At 63.3% G+C, this 18,088-nt stretch carries 16 protein-coding genes; 6 read left to right on the forward strand and 10 right to left on the reverse strand.

What is annotated here, in order from left to right; genetic code table 11:
- Positions 1-18: 18 nt before the first annotated feature.
- From AC1D1Y_RS09285 to scpA, 4 genes are read right to left on the reverse strand one after another with little or no spacing between them, the layout of a single operon-like run.
- Positions 19-891, reverse strand: coding sequence for an alpha/beta hydrolase family protein (locus tag AC1D1Y_RS09285; RefSeq protein ID WP_477682079.1), 873 nt, complete (start codon positions 889-891; stop codon positions 19-21).
- A complete protein-coding gene (gene meaB, locus AC1D1Y_RS09290) occupies positions 888-1,916 on the reverse strand; it encodes a methylmalonyl Co-A mutase-associated GTPase MeaB (RefSeq protein WP_477682121.1) in 1,029 nt (342 codons plus the stop codon). The genes AC1D1Y_RS09285 and meaB overlap by 4 nt, the downstream gene beginning before the upstream one ends.
- Positions 1,916-2,383 (reverse strand): GNAT family N-acetyltransferase, encoded by a 468-nt coding sequence (locus tag AC1D1Y_RS09295; RefSeq protein ID WP_477682080.1) that lies wholly within the window; start codon positions 2,381-2,383, stop codon positions 1,916-1,918. The genes meaB and AC1D1Y_RS09295 overlap by 1 nt, the downstream gene beginning before the upstream one ends.
- Positions 2,384-2,390: 7 nt before the next feature.
- Entirely contained in the window at positions 2,391-4,556 is a 2,166-nt protein-coding gene (scpA, locus tag AC1D1Y_RS09300; RefSeq protein WP_477682081.1) for a methylmalonyl-CoA mutase, read from the reverse strand.
- A gap of 196 nt (positions 4,557-4,752) precedes the next feature.
- On the opposite strand from scpA, the gene AC1D1Y_RS09305 reads away from it, so the two are divergent.
- The gene (locus AC1D1Y_RS09305) at positions 4,753-5,388 is read left to right on the forward strand and encodes a GntR family transcriptional regulator (RefSeq protein ID WP_477682122.1); all 636 of its coding nucleotides are present in this window, start codon (positions 4,753-4,755) and stop codon (positions 5,386-5,388) included.
- 22 nt (positions 5,389-5,410) lie between these two features.
- On the opposite strand, the gene AC1D1Y_RS09310 is transcribed toward AC1D1Y_RS09305, so the two are convergent.
- The 6 genes from AC1D1Y_RS09310 to AC1D1Y_RS09335 all read right to left on the reverse strand — a co-directional run bounded on the left by AC1D1Y_RS09310 (position 5,411) and on the right by AC1D1Y_RS09335 (position 13,243).
- Positions 5,411-6,970 carry a SpoVR family protein gene (locus AC1D1Y_RS09310; protein WP_477682082.1) on the reverse strand — a complete coding sequence of 520 codons (1,560 nt, stop codon included), beginning with the start codon at positions 6,968-6,970 and terminating at the stop codon, positions 5,411-5,413.
- Complete coding sequence (locus AC1D1Y_RS09315) at positions 6,967-8,241, reverse strand: YeaH/YhbH family protein (RefSeq protein ID WP_477682123.1); 1,275 nt, start codon at positions 8,239-8,241, stop codon at positions 6,967-6,969. Before AC1D1Y_RS09315 ends, AC1D1Y_RS09310 begins: the two co-directional genes overlap by 4 nt.
- A gap of 47 nt (positions 8,242-8,288) precedes the next feature.
- On the reverse strand, positions 8,289-10,211 hold the full coding sequence (locus AC1D1Y_RS09320) for a PrkA family serine protein kinase (protein ID WP_477654650.1): 1,923 nt from the start codon (positions 10,209-10,211) through the stop codon (positions 8,289-8,291).
- Positions 10,212-10,668: 457 nt separating this feature from the next.
- On the reverse strand, positions 10,669-11,616 hold the full coding sequence (locus tag AC1D1Y_RS09325) for a DMT family transporter (protein WP_477682083.1): 948 nt from the start codon (positions 11,614-11,616) through the stop codon (positions 10,669-10,671).
- Complete coding sequence (dusA, locus tag AC1D1Y_RS09330) at positions 11,609-12,673, reverse strand: tRNA dihydrouridine(20/20a) synthase DusA (RefSeq protein WP_477682084.1); 1,065 nt, start codon at positions 12,671-12,673, stop codon at positions 11,609-11,611. The genes AC1D1Y_RS09325 and dusA overlap by 8 nt, the downstream gene beginning before the upstream one ends.
- A gap of 84 nt (positions 12,674-12,757) precedes the next feature.
- Positions 12,758-13,243, reverse strand: a complete 486-nt coding sequence (locus AC1D1Y_RS09335) for a hemerythrin domain-containing protein (RefSeq protein WP_477654647.1) — start codon at positions 13,241-13,243, stop codon at positions 12,758-12,760.
- A gap of 258 nt (positions 13,244-13,501) precedes the next feature.
- Between AC1D1Y_RS09335 and AC1D1Y_RS09340 the strand changes: the two genes are divergently transcribed.
- The 5 genes from AC1D1Y_RS09340 to AC1D1Y_RS09360 all read left to right on the forward strand — a co-directional run bounded on the left by AC1D1Y_RS09340 (position 13,502) and on the right by AC1D1Y_RS09360 (position 18,076).
- On the forward strand, positions 13,502-15,322 hold the full coding sequence (locus AC1D1Y_RS09340; RefSeq protein ID WP_477682085.1) for a M14 family metallopeptidase: 1,821 nt from the start codon (positions 13,502-13,504) through the stop codon (positions 15,320-15,322).
- A 336-nt stretch (positions 15,323-15,658) separates the two neighbouring features.
- The gene (locus AC1D1Y_RS09345; RefSeq protein WP_477678340.1) at positions 15,659-16,054 is read left to right on the forward strand and encodes an RNA-binding protein; all 396 of its coding nucleotides are present in this window, start codon (positions 15,659-15,661) and stop codon (positions 16,052-16,054) included.
- A gap of 89 nt (positions 16,055-16,143) precedes the next feature.
- Positions 16,144-16,671 carry a cupin domain-containing protein gene (locus tag AC1D1Y_RS09350; protein ID WP_477682086.1) on the forward strand — a complete coding sequence of 176 codons (528 nt, stop codon included), beginning with the start codon at positions 16,144-16,146 and terminating at the stop codon, positions 16,669-16,671.
- Positions 16,672-16,702: 31 nt separating this feature from the next.
- A complete protein-coding gene (locus AC1D1Y_RS09355) occupies positions 16,703-17,422 on the forward strand; it encodes a glutathione binding-like protein (protein ID WP_477682087.1) in 720 nt (239 codons plus the stop codon).
- Positions 17,423-17,455: 33 nt separating this feature from the next.
- Entirely contained in the window at positions 17,456-18,076 is a 621-nt protein-coding gene (locus AC1D1Y_RS09360) for a DsbA family protein (RefSeq protein ID WP_477682088.1), read from the forward strand.
- Positions 18,077-18,088: the final 12 nt, after the last annotated feature.

Here is an 18,088-nt window from a genome sequence, read left to right on the forward strand (position 1 = left end):
AATGTCGACAGTGAAAACTTACTTGGTTGAATCAAACAAAAGGCGCGCAGCGGCCTGGCTCATGCGGCGCGAGTCGTGCCCCACACCCGGCACGGTGACGCGCTCCCAGGCCAGCGGTGTGCCCAGCTTCTGCGCCTGCGCGGTAGCCTGCGCGAAGAAGTTGGAGCCGCGCTCAAACCGGTTTACGCCCTGTGCCGTGGCCTGCCTGGCCTTGGGAAGGTTGGCCGCGTCGGTCTGGATATCGGCCTCGCCAAGCAGCACGACAAGTTTGCGCGCAAAAACCTGCTTGAGTTTGTCGGGGCTGACGATGCTCTCGTCCAGCGCGTAAGGAAACTTGTCGTCCATCAGGGCTGGGTAGCGGGGCATGGTGTAACTGCCGGCATTGGCCGCCACGGCGACGGAGACGCGGGGCGCATCCGTCAGCAGCATGAAGCGATGCACGAACTGCCCGCCGGCCGAGTGGCCGAAGAGCAGGTAATCGGGTGCAGTGAGCCTTTCCTCGGCACGGACGAAGTCAAAAAGATGTTCGATGATCTGGAAAGACCACTGACTGCGGTCGCGGCTTTCGATGCCGCCCATGTTGAACAGCCTGGAGGAGAAACGCGCCTCGTCGAATTCCGGGGCCAGCACGATCAGCTTGTTTTTCTCGGCAAAAGGCATCCAGTTGTCACGCATGCGGGAACCTTGGCGCTCCGCGCCATGGATCACCATCATTACCCTGGCATCGGGGCCGGCGCTGCGTGCCTTGTAGTAATGCACGGTGACCGGTTTGTCCGCGAAATAGCCCTTGTCCGTGAAAACAAAGCTCTGAGGCTCACCGGCGACCATGCCACCCGCCCAGGCCAGGCAGGCCTGCAAAAGCAGAACGCAGAGGATGACGATCTTCTTCATCGGTCCCATCCCTTGGCGGCGAGCGCCAGCAAACTACGGGCGGCTGTCGAGGCCGCGACTTCGCCACGTGCCACCTCGGCCAGCAGGCCGGGCAGGCGCTCGCGCACCTGAGGGTCCTGGCGAAAAGCCTGCTTGAGGCCGGCATCTATGCGCTCCCACATCCAGGAGAGCGACTGCTGCTGGCGCCGGGCGGCCAGGCGGCCGTTGGCAGCCTGCAAAGCCTTGAACTGCGTCACGGCTTCCCAGAAGACGTCCACGCCTTTGTTATGCAGCGCGCTGAGCTGGATCACCTGCGGATGCCAGTTCTTGTCGAAGTTGGCGGCCTGCGCGCTGTCCATGGCGTTGTTGACCAAGCCGAACAGGCGCATCGCCGAGGTGATCTGCGCTTCGGCCCGCATGGCCGCGTCGGCGTCGATGTCGGCCTTGTTGATGATGACCAGGTCAGCTAGCTCCATCACGCCCTTCTTGATCGCCTGCAGGTCGTCGCCGGCGTTGGGCAGCTGCATCAGCACAAACATATCGGTCATGTTGGCGACGGCGGTTTCGCTCTGGCCCACGCCGACGGTTTCGACGATCACCACGTCGTAGCCGGCGGCTTCACAGACCAGCATGGCCTCGCGCGTCTTCTCGGCCACGCCGCCCAGGTTGCCGCTGGAGGGGCTGGGCCGGATGTAGGCGCGCTCATGGACCGAGAGCTTTTCCATGCGGGTCTTGTCGCCCAGGATGGAGCCGCCCGAGACGGAAGAGGAAGGATCGACGGTGAGCACCGCGACGCGGTGGCCTTGCGCGATCAGGTGCAGGCCCAACACTTCGATGAAGGTGGACTTGCCGACCCCGGGCACCCCGCTGATGCCCAGGCGCATGGCCTTGCCGGTGTGGGGCAGCAAAGCCGTCAGCAACTCGTCGCCCTGGGCGCGGTGGTCGGCGCGGGTGGACTCCAGCAGCGTGATGGCCTTGGCGATGGCGCGGCGCTGGACCATTGCGTCCGGGCCCATGATGGCCTGGAGGAAATCAGGCGCGGCCATCACGCCACGCGCTCCATCGCGGGCCATTCGTAGTGCAGGTCCACGCCCTCTTCGCCTTGCAGCACAAAGCCGTGGCGCAAGTAGAAGCGGTTGGCATCGCTTTCTTTCAGCGCGGTCAGCCTGACAGCCAGGCCGCGTTCGCGCGCCTGGGCCAGCACCTGGCCGAGCACCCAGGCGCCTATGCCCTGGCCGCTGGCCTTGCTGCGCAGGTAAAGATGGTCAAGCCGCAGGGCCGCCTCGCCTTCGGATTTGAGCGTAAAAAAACCCACGCGCTCGCCATCAAGCAGGATGTGTTGCATGTACTGCGGAAAGAACCCCGCTGACAAGCGCTCGCGCGAACGCGTAAGGTCAAAGCGGCCGACGCGCTCCAGGCTGGGCCGCATCGCCTCTATGCGCAAGGCCAGCATGTCCTCGAAGTCGCCGGCAAGCACCGGCTGCAGAGACAGGCGCAAACTGATGTCCGTCACCGCGGGCTCACTTCGCAACAGCGGCGCGAATCTGTTCCAGCACGTCCTTGGCGCTGGCAGGAATCGGCGTACCTGGGCCGTAGATGCCTTTCACGCCGGCTTCGTACAGCATTTCGTAGTCCTGCCGCGGAATCACGCCGCCGACAAACACGATGATGTCGTCGGCGCCCTGCTTCTTGAGCTCGGCGATGATGGCCGGCACCAGCGTCTTGTGGCCGGCCGCCAGCGTGGAGACACCTACCGCATGCACGTCGTTTTCAATCGCCTGGCGGGCGCACTCTTCGGGTGTCTGGAACAGCGGGCCCATGTCCACGTCGAAGCCCAGGTCTGCGAAGGCCGTGGCCACCACCTTGGCGCCGCGGTCGTGGCCGTCCTGGCCCAGCTTGGAAATCATCACGCGGGGGCGGCGGCCCTGCGCTTCGGCAAAAGCGTTGATCTCGGTCTTCAGGGTTTCCCAGCCTTCGGCGGAGTCATAAGCGGCAGCGTACACACCGGTCACCTTTTGTGTATCGGCGCGGTGGCGCCCGTAAACTTTCTCGAGCGCATCGCTGACCTCACCCACCGTGGCGCGCAGGCGCACGGCCTTGATGCTGAGGTCCAGCAGGTTGCCGCTGTTATTTTCGGCGGCGGCCGTCAAGGCGTCCAGCGCGGCCTGCACCGCCGCGCTGTCGCGTTTGGCCTTGATGGCTTTCAGGCGAGTGATTTGCCCATCGCGCACGGCCACGTTGTCGATGTCGCGCGATTCGATGGCGTCTTCGGTCTTGAGCTTGTATTTGTTGACGCCGACGATGACGTCTTTGCCGCTGTCAATGCGCGCCTGCTTTTCCGCCGCGGCTGCTTCGATCTTGAGTTTGGCCCAGCCGCTGTCGACGGCCTTGGTCATCCCGCCCATGGCTTCGACTTCTTCAATGATGGCCCAGGCGGCATCGGCCATGTCCTGGGTGAGTTTTTCCATCATGTAGCTGCCGGCCCAGGGGTCTATCACGTGGGGGATGTGGGTTTCTTCCTGGATGATGAGCTGGGTGTTGCGGGCGATGCGGGCACTGAACTCGGTGGGCAGCGCAATCGCTTCATCGAATGAGTTGGTGTGCAGGCTCTGCGTGCCGCCAAACACAGCAGCCATGGCTTCTATGGTGGTGCGCACCACGTTGTTGTAGGGGTCCTGCTCGGTCAGGCTCCAGCCGGAGGTCTGGCAGTGCGTGCGCAGCATCAGGCTCTTGGGGCTCTTGGCATTGAAGCCCTTCATGATGCGGCACCACAGCAAACGGGCGGCACGCATCTTGGCGACTTCGAGGTAGAAGTTCATGCCGATGGCCCAGAAGAAGCTCAGGCGTCCGGCGAATTCGTCCACGTCCAGGCCCTTGCCCAGTGCGGTCTTCACATATTCTTTGCCGTCGGCAAGCGTGAAGGCCAGTTCCAGCGCCTGGTTGGCGCCGGCTTCCTGCATGTGGTAGCCCGAGATCGAGATCGAGTTGAACTTCGGCATGTTCTGCGCCGTGTATTCAATGATGTCGCCGATGATGCGTATGCTGGGCTGGGGCGGGAAGATATAGGTGTTGCGGACCATGAACTCCTTGAGGATGTCGTTCTGTATGGTTCCGCTCAATTTGTCCTGGCTCACGCCCTGCTCTTCGGCCGCGACCACATAGCCGGCCAGCACCGGCAGCACCGCGCCGTTCATGGTCATGGAGACGCTGACTTTGTCCAGCGGGATCTGGTCGAACAGTATCTTCATGTCCTCGACCGAGTCAATCGCCACACCGGCCTTGCCCACGTCGCCGGTCACGCGCGGGTGATCGCTGTCGTAGCCGCGGTGCGTGGCCAGGTCGAACGCCACCGACACGCCCTGCCCGCCGGCGGCCAGCGCCTTGCGGTAGAAGGCATTCGATTCCTCGGCCGTGGAAAAGCCCGCGTACTGGCGGATCGTCCAGGGGCGCACCGCATACATGGTGGCCTGCGGGCCGCGGATGAAAGGCTCGAAACCCGGCAGCGTGTTGGTATGGGGAAGGTCTTTAGTGTCTTCGGCGGTGTACAGCGGCTTGACGCTGATGCCATCCGGCGTCTGCCAGTTCAGCGCATCCAGGTCGCCGCCGGGGGCCGACTTGGCGGCCGCTTTGGCCCAGGCTTCCAGGCTGGCGGCGGGAAATTCAGGTTCGAGAGGACGCTTGGACATGGAATGTTTACCGTAACAGGATCTGCAGAGGCTGGCGATGCACACCAGGACCCTGGAGATGGGATTCGTGATCGCTCCAAGTTTACATCATTTATAATTATTGATGCAAAATTCAGTTTCGAGTAAGATGCCTGTAGCGCTGACAGGAAGCAGCGCGCCCCGAGCTCGCCTTACCCACTAAAAACACCCTATGTCCATGGCCGCCGTGTCCCTGACTCCCCGAGCGCTTTATGAAGAAGTCGCCGAGCTTTTGCGCCAGCGCATTTTCAACCGCGAACTGGCGCCGGGCAGCTGGATAGACGAACTCAAGCTGGCCGAGGAATACGGCATCAGCCGCACGCCGCTGCGCGAGGCCCTCAAGGTGCTCGCCACCGAGGGCCTGGTCACCATGAAGGTACGGCGCGGCGCTTACGTGACGGAAGTCTCCGAACGCGACCTGGCCGACGTCTACCACCTGCTCTCCCTGCTGGAAAGCGACGCGGCCGGCGTGGTGGCCGCCCAGGCGACCCCGTCGCAGCTCCAGGAGCTGCAGGGCCTGCATGAGGAACTCGAAAAAGCCGTCGGCAACCGCGAACGCTTTTTCGAGATCAACGAGGCCTTTCACATGCGCCTGCTGGAGATCGCCAACAACCGCTGGCGCGACCAGATGGTGGCCGACCTGCGCAAGGTGATGAAGCTCAACCGCCACAATTCGCTGCTCAAAAGCGGCCGCATCGAAGAATCCCTGGCCGAGCACCGCGCCATCATGCAGGCGCTGGCCGCGCGCGACGCCGACGGCACCGCGCAGCGCATGCGCGAACATTTCAGGAACGGGCTGGAAGCCGCGGGCTGAGATCGGCTCGCTGCCCGAGGCATCAGGCCTGCGGCAGCGCCTCCCAGTGCTGCACCACCTTGCCGTGCTTGTCCACACTTTCAAGCTGCACGCGAAAACCCCACAGGCTCGCGATGTGCTTGATCACCTCCTGGACGTCATCCGTCAGCGTCCGGTCGTTGTGGCGGCTGTGGCGCAAGGTCAGCGAACGGTTCCCGCGCACGTCCACGTCCCAGACCTGTATGTTCGGTTCGCGGTAATTCAGGTCATGCTGGCGCGACAGCGCCTCGCGCACGTGCCGGTAGCCGGCATCGTCATGGATGGCCGCCACCTCAAGCTCGGACCTGCTCGCGTCATCCACCACTGAAAAAAGGCGAAATTCGCGTATCAGGCGCGGCGAAAGGTATTGCCCGATGAAGCTTTCATCGCGGAAATGCCGCATCGCGTAGTCCAGCGTCTCCAGCCAGTTGGAGCCGGCCACATCCGGCAGCCACTGCCGGTCTTCTTCCGTGGGGGACTCGCAGATGCGCTTGAGGTCGCTGAACATCGCAAACCCCAGCGCGTAGGGGTTGACGCCGTTGTAGCCCGGATGCGTTACCGGCGGCTGGTAAATGACGTTGGTGTGGGATCGCAGGCATTCGATCATGAAGCCGTCGGTCAGCAAGCCTTCGTCATACAGCGAATTGAGCAGCGTGTAATGCCAGAAAGTGGCCCAGCCCTCGTTCATGATCTGCGTCTGGCGCTGCGGGTAAAAATACTGGCCGATCTTGCGCACGATGCGGATCACCTCGCGTTGCCAGGGCTCCAGCAGGGGCGCGTTTTTCTCGATGAAATACAGAATGTTTTCCTGCGGCTCCGGCGGAAAACGGCGACTCGTTTTTTCGGCCGGCTTGTCGGCCGGCTTGGGCACCGTGCGCCACAGGTCATTGAGCTGCTGCTGCAGATAGGCCTCGCGGTCCTTGCGGCGGGCTTCTTCCTCCGCCAGCGACAGCTTCTGCGAACGCTGGTAGCGGTCCACGCCGTGGCTCATCAGGGCATGGCAGGAATCCAGCAACTGCTCGACCGCCTCCCAGCCGTGGCGCTCCTCACACTCGGCAATGTAGGCTCGCGCATACACCAAGTAGTCCACGATGGCCGCAGCGTCGGTCCACATCTGGAACAGGTAGTTGCCTTTGAAGAAGGAGTTGTGGCCGTAGCAGGCGTGCGCCATCACCAGCGCCTGCATGGGCATGGTGTTTTCTTCCATCAGGTAGGCGATGCAAGGGTTGGAATTGATCACGACCTCGTAGGCCAGCCCCATCTGGCCGCGCCGGTAATTTTTTTCCGTCGAGATGAACTGCTTGCCGAAGGACCAGTGCCGGTAGTTCACCGGCATGCCCACCGACGCATAGGCGTCAATCATCTGCTCGGCGGTGATGACCTCGAGCTGCACCGGGTAGGTGTCCAGGCCGAAGGACTTTGCCTTTCGCGCAATCTCACCGTGGTAGAGCTCGATCAACTCGAAGGACCAGTCGGACGGGCTGGGCAGGCAGGCATGCCGGCGCCCGGTGCCGGACAAGCCAGGGGCAGCTACCTCGGCAGTTTTTTTTGCGGTCTTTGTCATGGCTTGACGCCTTTTTTGAACAACTCCCTGAACACCGGGAATATCTCGTCCGCGCCGCCCACCTTGCGCATCGCAAAGTTCCGGTTGGCCTCCTGCACCTGGGTGTACTCTTCCCAGAGGTTCTGGTCTTCCTCGCCCACCTGGACATAGGCGAAATAGCGCGACACGGGCAGCAGCTTGTTGACCAGCAGTTCACGGCAGCGCGCCGAATCCTGGTGCCAGTTATCGCCGTCCGAAGCCTGGGCGCCATAGATGTTCCAGTCGCCGGGGGGGTAGCGCTCCTGGATGATCTGGTGCATCAAGGCCAGCGCGCTGGACACCACGGTGCCGCCGGTCTCGGTGGACTGGAAGAATTCATCTTCGGACACTTCGGTGGCCTGGGTGTGATGGCGAATGAAGATGACGTCGGTCTTTTCGTAATGTTTCCGGAGGAACAGGTACAGCAGGATAAAAAACCGCTTGGCGATGTCCTTGCGCGTTTCATCCATGGAACCCGAGACGTCCATCAGGCAAAACATGACCGCCTTGGAGGTGGGCTGCGGCACCCTGACCCGGTTGCGGTAACGCAGGTCGAAAGGATCGAAAAAGGGAATGGTCTTGAGGCGCCGGCGAAGCGTGTCTATCTGCGTCCTCAAGGAAAGAATCTCGTCGGGCAGATCCGGCGCGTCGCGCAGGGCCAGCGCCAGCTGCGCCTCGAGCTCATGCACCTGCCGCCGCGTCTCCCCGCCTATGGCGATGCGCCGGCTGAGCGCGACCCGCAGCGAACGCACCACGTGCAGGTTGGTCGGCGTTCCGTCCGAGATGAAACCGGCACGGCGGGATTTCCACTCCGGCGCATCGGGGAGAAGCTGGGTGCGTATGAGGTCGGGCAGCGCAAGATCATCGAAGAAGTACTGCATGAACTCTTCGCGCGTGATGCGAAAGACAAAGTCGTCCTCACCCTCACCGTCGGGGCTGGCCTCGCCGCCCGAGCCGCCGCCGCTGCCGCCTGGGGGCCGCGCGATGCGATCACCGCGCACGTATTCGCGGTTTCCGGGGTGCACGGTCTCGCGTGTGCCGCCGGTGTGCCCAAACACCGGCTGGTAAACGTCTCGCCGCGGCACGGTGACGTCTTCGCCCTGCTCGATGTCGTGGATGCTGCGACCCGCGACGGCACGGCGCACGGTATCGCGTATCTGCTCGCGGAAGCGGCGCAGAAACCGCTCGCGGTTGCCGATGGACTTGTTCTTTCCCGACAAGCGCCTGTCAATGACTTGCTGGAGCACGGTGATCTCCGGTCACATACACATGACGCGCCCGCCACGGCGCGCCGCGGGCCTCAGGAACTCTTGCGTACACGCAGGTACCAGTCGCACAACAAGCGGACCTGCCGCGTGGTATACCCCTTGGCGACCATGCGGTTGACGAAATCCTCGTGCTTTTGCTGCTCGTCCGCGCTGGCCTTGGCATTGAATGAAATCACCGGCAACAGGTCTTCGGTGTTCGAGAACATTTTTTTCTCGATCACGGTGCGCAGCTTTTCATAGCTGGTCCAGACCGGGTTCTTGCCCGCGTTGTTGGCCCGTGCGCGCAACACAAAATTGACGATCTCGTTGCGGAAGTCTTTCGGGTTGCTGATGCCGGCCGGTTTCTCGATTTTTTCGAGTTCGGCATTGAGCGACGAGCGGTCGAAGATTTCCCCGGTATCGGTGTCGCGGTATTCCTGGTCCTGGATCCAGAAGTCGGCGTAGGTCACGTAGCGGTCGAAAATATTCTGCCCGTACTCCGAATACGACTCCAGGTAGGCGGTCTGGATTTCCTTGCCGATGAACTCGGCGTAACGCATGGCCAGGATTTCCTTGATGTAGGCCAGGTACTTCTGCTCGGTTTCAGGCGGGAACTGTTCGCGCTCGATCTGCTGCTCCAGTACATACATCAGGTGCACCGGGTTGGCCGCGATCTCGGTGGAGTCGAAGTTGAACACCTTGGACAAAATCTTGAAAGCAAAGCGCGTCGAGATGCCGTTCATCCCCTCATCGACCCCCGCGTAGTCGCGGTACTCCTGGTAGCTCTTGGCTTTCGGATCGGTGTCCTTGAGGTTTTCACCGTCATACACCTGCAGCTTGCTGAAGATGCTGGAGCTCTCGGGCTCCTTGAGGCGCGTCAGCACGGCGAACTGCGCCATCATTTTCAAGGTGCCGGGGGAGCAAATGGCGTTGTGCAGCGACGAGTTGTGGATCAGTTTTTCATAAATCTTCACTTCTTCCGAAACGCGCAAGCAGTACGGAATCTTGACGATGTAGATCCGGTCCAGGAAAGCCTCGTTGTTCCTGTTGTTCTTGAACGCCTTCCATTCGCTTTCGTTGGAATGCGCCATCACGATGCCGTCGAAGGGAATCGCGCCAAAGCCTTCGGTGCCCTTGAAGTTGCCCTCCTGGGTGGCGGTCAGCAAGGGGTGCAGCACCTTGATCGGCGCCTTGAACATCTCGACAAACTCCAGCAGGCCCTGGTTGGCCAGGCACAGCCCGCCGGAATAGCTGTAGGCGTCCGGATCGTCCTGGGCATAGGTTTCCAGCTTGCGGATGTCGATCTTGCCAACCAGCGAAGAAATGTCCTGGTTGTTTTCGTCGCCGGGCTCGGTCTTGGAGATCGCGCACTGCTTCAGGATGGAAGGAAAACGCTTGACCACGCGGAAACGGCGGATGTCGCCGCCGTATTCCTCAAGGCGCTTGACCGCCCACGGCGACATCACCCGCTGCAGGTAGCGCGGCGCAATGCCGTACTGGGATTCGAGCAGGGGAGCGTCCTCGGCATTGTTGAACAGGCTGAGCGGCGACTCGTTGACGGGCGAACCCTTCAAGGCATAAAAAGGCACTTGCTCCATCAGCTGTTTGAGCCGCTCGGCGATCGACGACTTGCCGCCGCCCACCGGGCCCAGCAGGTAGAGGATCTGCTTTTTCTCTTCCAGGCCCTGCGCCGCATGGCGAAAGTAGGAAACCACCTGCTCGATGGGGTCCTCAAGGCCGTAGAAGTCCCGGAATGCCGGATAGATCTTGATGACCTTGTTGCCGAACAGGCGCGACAGGCGCTGGTCATGCCGGGTGTCCAGCAGCTCGGGTTCGCCGATCGCGGCGAGCATGCGCTCGGCCGCGGTGGCGTAGACGAGAGGACTGCGCTTGCAGGCGTCGAGGTAGTCCTCGATGGACAGTTCCTCTTCTCGCGTCTGTTCATAACGCGTCAGAAAATTACGGACGACATCCATAAATCCTCCTATACGCGCGGGAACCGAAGGAACCCTGGCCCGTGATGAAAATCCGCTCCGGATTCCGCGCTATGCATCGAACTGTTGTCTCACATCGAGTGAGTGATAGACCGCAGCATCAATGGAAAGTTCCAATGAACAATCAACTCCATTATTTTCCAAATGCGCGAATACGTACAGTCAATTTTTTTAAAGAAACCGGAAGATGTGTATGTGCATGTGCTCATGCAGGCCTCGGTGCGCATCGAGCCTGTCGCCTCGATGGCGTTGCTATGTTTTCAATAGCTGTGCGCTCAGGAAATCAAGCAGCTACAGGCTGATTTACTGAAGAAGAAATCCGCCCACCGGTATCAGCACCACAAGCCGGGTCGCATGAAAAAAGCAAGGCTCATGCACGCGCATTTCATGAACGGGCAGCGAGGCCGCAAGCTGAAACCGCCAACGTGTGTCAGCAATTTCAAGCGCCTTTTGTCAGTATCGGCCTTGAATGTTTTTTAGTCAGCCCCTTGCCGACGCCCGTTACAAAAAATACCCCAGGCAAGATCAATGCGGCACCTATCGCGTGGTGCCAGCCCAACGGTTCGCCCAGTACACCCCAGGCGGCCAGCGCCGCATACAGAGGGCCCAGGTAAAGCGACACCGCTACACGGCTGGCGCCGAGGATTTTCTGCGCCCAGCCGTAAATCCAGTAGGCGCCCAGCCCCGGCACGATCGCGGCCACCACGATCAGCAGCAGGCCGTAGCCGCTCAAGGGCAACGCGTCTGCTCGCGACATCTCCCAGGCCGTCAAGGGGACCAGCACCAGCGTGCCGCCTATGCAGATGGCCGCCAGGCGGGCCGTGGCGCCGAGCGGGCTGGGCCACTGCTTTTGCAGCAAGGCATAAGCCGCCCAGGACACCGTGGCGGCCACGATCCACAGGTCTCCCGCCGAGAACTGCACACCGGCCAGCGCTGTCCACTGGCCTTTGACCACGACGTGCACCACACCGGCAATGGCCAGCACCACGCCCAGGCCCTGGCGCAAGCCCAGGCGCTCACCGAGCCAGATCACCGCGCCCAGTCCTATCAGCACCGGCGACGCCGCATAAATAAGCGCGATGTTCATCGCACCGGTGGAGCGCGCGCCCTGGTAGACCCAGGCGCCGCAGATCACCATGCCCAGGGTGCCCAGCACCAGGTACTGCCACCACACCTTGGCGATGTGGCCGCGCTGGCGCCACAGCTCCGACCGGGTGAGCACCAGCAAAAACAGCGCCGCCAGGCCCCAGCGCCCGAAGGCCAGCAGGTAGGGACCGATCACGCCCGGCGCCTTGCGCGCCACGATGTAGTTGACCGTCCAGAGCGCCGGCACCAGCCAGAGCAGGGCCAGCGCCTGGCGTGCCTGTTTTTGCGCGGAATCAGGCATCGGCCATGGCGGTGGCATCGGCAAGCACCGAAGGCGATGAGGACGGCATTTCATGCGCCAGCGCCATCACGGCATGCGGCGGCATGTCGCGCAGGCGGTGATCGCTCCAGACCTGGCGCCAGCGCCGCGCGCCGGGCAGGCCGTTGCGCAAGCCCAGCATGTGGCGCGAGATCGCGCTCTTGGGCGTGCCGTGCTCGGCGGCCTCGCGCACCATGTAGTCGCACATCTGTGCTTCCACGGCTTCACGGGTCAGAGGGGATTCGGCGGCGCCAAAGAAAGCGTTGTCCCAGGAGGCCAGCCACCAGGGGTTGTGATAGGCCTCGCGGCCTATCATCACGCCGTCGAGTGCGGCTAAATGCCCGGCCACTTCCTCCTGCGTGTTGATGCCGCCGTTGATGCAGATCACCAGTTGCGGGAATTCCTTCTTGAGGCGGTGCACGAGTTCATAGCGCAGCGGCGGCACCTCGCGGTTCTCCTTGGGCGAGAGGCCCTTGAGCCAGGCGTTGCGGGCATGCACGATAAAGACCTTGCAGCCGGCCTCGCTGACGGTGCCGACGAAGTCGCGCACGAACTCGTAACTTTCACCCTTGTCGATACCGATGCGGTGCTTGACCGTGACCGGCACGTCCACCACGTCGACCATGGCCTTGACGCAGTCGGCCACCAGTTGCGGCTCGGCCATCAGGCAGGCGCCGAAAGCCCCGCGCTGCACACGTTCGCTGGGGCAACCGCAGTTGAGGTTGATTTCGTCATAGCCCCATTGCTCACCCAACTGGGCGCAACGCGCCAGGTCCGCGGGTTCGCTGCCACCCAGTTGCAGCGCCACGGGATGCTCTTCGGCATTGAAGCGCAAATGGCGCTCCACGTCGCCGTGGATCAAGGCGCCCGTGGTCACCATCTCGGTGTACAGCAAGGCATGGCGCGACAGCAGCCGGTGAAAATGCCGGCAATGCCTGTCGGTCCAGTCCATCATGGGCGCCACGCTCAGGCGCCAGGGATGGCTGGACGCCGAAACGGGAACACCGGAGAGGCTGGCAGGGGAAAACGGGACGGACATGCCCCATTTTCCCAGAAAGGGCGCTCCCGGCGCCGGTGCAGGGTCTAAGAAGCGCTTTCCCGCCGGGACGCCGGCCGCCGGATGCTAGGCATGGGCGGTCTTGAGCTCGTCCATCAGCTCCATTTTTCGCTGGCTGAGCTCCTCGGCCAGGGCCACCAGGTCCAGCTCGGACTTGCGGGCCTTGAGGAAAATTTCCTCACGCTCTTCCTTGACGTGGTGGTCTATGTATTCACCCAGCACCGTAACCCGGGCGTCATACAGGTCGTCTTCGGGGTCCATGCCCGAAATTTGCGCGATCAGGTCCTTGGCCGTGGCGTGCTCCACTTCGGCCTCGTCAAGCAGCGGGTCGTCATTGATGGCCGCCCGGACCTGGGGATAGAAGATTTCCTCTTCAATCTGCGCGTGCACCGTCAGTTCCTGGCAGATCTGGTCGGCGACTTCGCGCTTGTCTTCGGCGGGCGCATTGCCGTCACACAGCTTTTTGTAAGCCGTGAAAAGTTTCTTGACGGCGATGTGGTCGGCGTCGAGCAGGTCGACGGCATCGTGTTTTTTCGCGGGTGCTTTGCTCATGGGCTTCCTCTTGGGGTTGGTCGTCGGTTTATCGGCTTTACAAATGAAGGCGGCCGCCAGAAGCCGACCGCTGAGCCAATTTAGGCGGTGCGCAATGGGCTTGGTGTGGGACGCTCCGGAGGCGTCATGTAGGAAAACACGAAGCAGGCCCACGGCACTGTGGCGGCGGAGCAAACCGGCGCGCCGCGGGTCGTGCAAGGCGGGTAACATGAGCGGTCCATCCATAGCCCCCGGCCACGCTTGAGGCGCAGAAAATCCATGACGACCACCCTGCCGCAATCATCCAAGACACAGTTTCCCGCCTCGCGTATTCACGGCCTGCGCCCGCTCGCGCTGCTGGCGCCGCTGGCTCTGCTGGCCGCCTGCAGCTCGGTTCCGCTGCCGCCCTGGACACCGCCCGGCCAACCTGCCGCCGTCACGGCCCCCGCGCCGGCCGCCCAGCGCCCTTCCGCAGCGACTCCGCCCGCAGCCGTGCAGGTGACGCCCGTCGCGCCGGCCGCGCAGCCTTTCCCGTCTGCCCCTCAAGCCGACACGCCCGCCCCCTACAGCGCAGCGGTGGCCGCCCGCTTCCCGGCGCCATCGGTGAGCTACAGCACCCCCGGCCTGCAAGCCGGCCGCAGCGCCTTCACCACCCAGGCCGAAATCCAGGCCTGGCTGCGTGAACAGGCGGCGGCCGCCACGCGCACGCCGGGCATCCGGGCCAGCGTGTTGCCCATAGGCCGCTCGCAACGCGGCGAGACACTGGAAGCGCTGGTCTTGACCCGTGCCGGCGGCACGGACCCCGCCGTCATGCAGGCAGCGGGCAAACCCACGGTGCTGCTGGTCGGCCAGCAGCACGGCGACGAGCCCGCCGGCAGCGAGGCGCTGCTGGTGATCGCCCGTGAACTCGCCCAGGGCCTGCTGCAGCCGGTGCTGGAGCGCATCAACGTGGTCATCGTTCCGCGCGGCAATCCCGACGGCGCCGCCGGCGACCAGCGCGCCACCAGCGGCGGGCTGGACATGAACCGCGACCACCTGCTGCTCAACACGCCCGAGGCCCAGGCCCTGGCCCGGCTGGCCCGCGACTACAACCCGACCGTGGTGGTCGACGCCCATGAATACACGGTGGTGGGCCGCTTCCTGCAGAAATTCGGCACGGTGCAGAAGTTCGACGCGCTGTTCCAGTACGCCACAACGGCCAACTTGCCCGAGTTTTTGACCAAGGCCGCCGAAGAGTGGTACCGCCGCCCGATGCTGGCCGCGCTCAAGAGCCAGAACCTCAGCAGCGAGTGGTACTACACCACGTCCAGCGACCTGGCCGACAAAAAAATCTCCATGGGCGGCACGCAGCCCGACACCGGCCGCAACGTGAACGGCCTGAAAAACGCCGTCAGCCTGCTGATCGAAACGCGCGGCGTCGGCATAGGCCGCCTGCACATCCAGCGGCGGGTGCACACCCAGGTCACCGCGATCACCAGCGTGCTGGCCAGCACCGCCCAGCGCGCCAATGAACTGCACCAGCTGCGCCCCTACCTCGACAAGGAAGTCAGCGCCCAGGCCTGCAAGGAGCAGGCCGTCATCGAAGCCGGCCCCACCGCCGCCCAGTACGAACTGCTGATGCTGGACCCGGTCACCGGCGCCGACAAGGCCGTCAACGTGGACTGGGATTCGGCGCTGGCGCTGCGCACCCTGAAAGCGCGGGCCCGCCCCTGCGGTTACTGGCTGTCGGCAGCCTCCACCGTGGCGGTCGACCGGCTGCGGCTGCACGGCGTGCAGGTCATGCGCGTTGCCGAACAGGGCTCCATGCTGGGCGACAGCTACCGCGAGACCGCCAGCACCTCGGGCGAACGCCAGGACGTGCGCGGCGCAATCGCCGACGGCAACGCCATCATCAAGGTGCAGGTCAGCCTGACGCGCGGCGTGGTCGACGTGCCGCGCGGCAGCTACTACGTGCCGCTCAACCAGCCCATGGCCAACCTGGTGGTGGCGGCGCTGGAGCCGGACACCCAGAGCAGCTTTTTTGCCAACCAGATCCTGCGCGGGCTGCAAAGCACGGTGCGCGTGATGGCCGAGCCGACGATCAAGCTCGAAGACTTGTAGCCCCCACGCTTTTCACTTCGTGTAATGCGCTGCCCCCCGAGGGGGCGCTGCGCCTGCGGCCCGGCAAAGCCGGTTCCGCGGCCCCTGCTTGAAAAGAAGAGCCCCCACGTTCGCCCACTGCGTGTGGCTCTCTGCCCCCTAGGGGGCGCTACGCCTATGCCCCGGCAAAGCCGGTTCCGCGGCCCTTGCTTGAAGGGGGAAACCCCACGCGCCCCCAACGGCACAGACTTGACGACCGCGTCTTACAGGAAGAGGATGTAAGCGCTGACCGGAACCCCCCGGGTTTCCGCGCCTTAATGATTCGTTGATGCAACGCAATGCATGAAAGGACTCGCCATGAAGCACTTTGAAATGACCAAAAAAATGCTCAGTATGGGCGGCACGTTTTACCCCACCGGCTACGCCTTCATCATGTTCCCGGACGCCGAGGACGCCAAACAGGTGGCCCAGGAACTGGAAGTGAGCAGCGACGGTGTCATGCTGCTGACGCCGGAAGAAGTCATCGAGAGCATCAGCCCCGCCGACGGCCATTCGGACGTGCGCCTGCCGCGTGTCGGCACCGAAGGCGCCACGGTCCATAAATACGTGGACCTGGCCCGCGAGGGCCACCATGCGCTGATGATTCCCGTGCCGAACAAGGAGACCACGGAGCGCATCATGACCGTGGTGCGCAAGGTGCCCTTTTCCTACGCGCAGAAGTACCACAGCCTGGCCATCGAAGACCTCGAATAGCGCCCTGCAGTAGCGCCTGTCCTGCAGAGGCCAAGGGCAATCGCCGCTGTCTGAGAAATCCGGCCCGGCTTTGAGGCACACTGCGCCTCATGCCCCAGCCCAGCCATCCCGCCTCCACACCCACACCGCGCGCGCAGCAACTGATTGAACAGCTGCAACTCCAGCCCCACCCTGAAGGCGGCTGGTATCGCGAGGTGTTCCGCTCCGAAGGCCAGGTCATGCCGCAGGACGGCAGGCCCGCGCGCAGCGCCTTGACCTCGATTTATTTCCTGCTCGAAGCCGCACAGCACTCGCGCTGGCACCGCGTGCTGTCCGACGAGGTATGGGTGCACCTGGAAGGCGCGCCGCTGGAACTCTGGACCTGGGACGCGGCGGACAGCCGCCTGCACGGCGCGATGCTGGGCCCTGTGAGCGCCGCCACCATTCCCCAGCACGTCGTCGCGGCCGGGTTGTGGCAAGCCGCCAGGCCCAAGACCGGAGACACAGCGGGCCACACGCTCGTGGCCTGTATGGTCGGGCCGGGATTTGATTTTTCGGATTTCCGGATGATGGAGCCGGGGGGCAGCGAAGCCCGGCGCATCGCTGCCGACCACCCGCAACTGGCATCCTTGATCTGACGTCCCAACATTCAAGAACCTCGAGAACCCCATGATCGACCTGCACTACTGGCCCACGCCCAACGGATGGAAAATTTCCATCATGCTCGAAGAATGCGGCCTGCCCTACCGCCTGGTGCCCGTCAACATCGGCAAGGGTGAGCAGTTCACGCCGGAGTTTTTGGCCATCAGCCCCAACAACCGCATGCCGGCCATCGTCGACCATGCGCCCGCCGGCGGCGGCGCCCCCGTGCCGGTGTTTGAAAGCGGCGCCATCCTGCTCTACCTGGCCGAAAAAACCGGCCGCTTCCTGCCCACGGGATTGCGCGAGCGCTACCAGGCCCTGCAATGGCTGATGTGGCAGATGGGCGGGCTGGGCCCGATGGCGGGGCAAAACGGCCACTTTCTTTTGTATGCGCCCGAGAAAATTCCCTACGCCATGGAGCGCTACGGCAAAGAGGTGGACCGGCTTTACGGCGTGCTCGATGCTCAGCTGGCGCGCACGGGCGCACATGTGGCCGGCGCCGATTACTCCGTTGCCGACATGGCCATTTTCCCCTGGGTCCGTACGCACAAGGCCCAGCAGGTGGACCTGCAAAAGTTTCCCCACGTGCAGCGCTGGTACGACGCCCTGTTTGAAAGGCCCGCCGTCAGACGCGGACTGGACCTGGGCAAGGAGCTGCGCGCGCCGGCCCTCACCGACGAGGCACGCAAAGCCCTGTTCGGGCAGACCGCGCAAAGCGTGCGCGAAGGCGCGCACAAGGTTTCCTGAGTTTTTCTGATGCTTCCAACAAAGAGACAGACCATGATTGAATTTTTCTTCGACTGCTCCAGCCCCTGGACTTACATCGCCTTTCGCAACATCCAGCCGCTGGCGGCCGAATTGCAGGAAACCATCCACTGGAAGCCGGTGCTGGTGGGCGGCATCTTCAACAGCGTCAACAAGGGCATTTACGCGGCGCGTGAAGACATGGACACGCCCAAAAACCGCTATACGCTCAAGGACGTGCAAGACAACGCGCGCGAAGCGGGCCTGAAGATCGCCTTCCCGCCCAAGGTGTTCCCGGTCAACAGCGTCAAGGCCATGCGCGGCTGCCTGTGGATCGCGCAGGATGCGGGGGCCAACCCGCATTACCTGGCGTTCATTGAAGCCACCTTCGCCGCTTACTTCACGCGCGAAGAAGACATCTCGCAGGACGAAGTGCTGGCCGCCATTTGCCGCCAGGTGGGCATTGACGCTGAAGCGTTTGCGGCGGGCATCACCGCATCCGGCGTCAAGGAGCAGCTCAAAGCCAACACCGACGAAGCCATACGCCGCGGCGCCTTCGGTTCGCCCACCTTTTTTGTCGGCGAGGACATGTATTTCGGCAACGACAGGCTGGCGCTGGTACGCTCGGCCGTGCTGCGCGCCAGGGCCAAAAACTAAGGGCATGCGCCC

The organism is Polaromonas sp. P1_G1 (assembly GCF_056405595.1).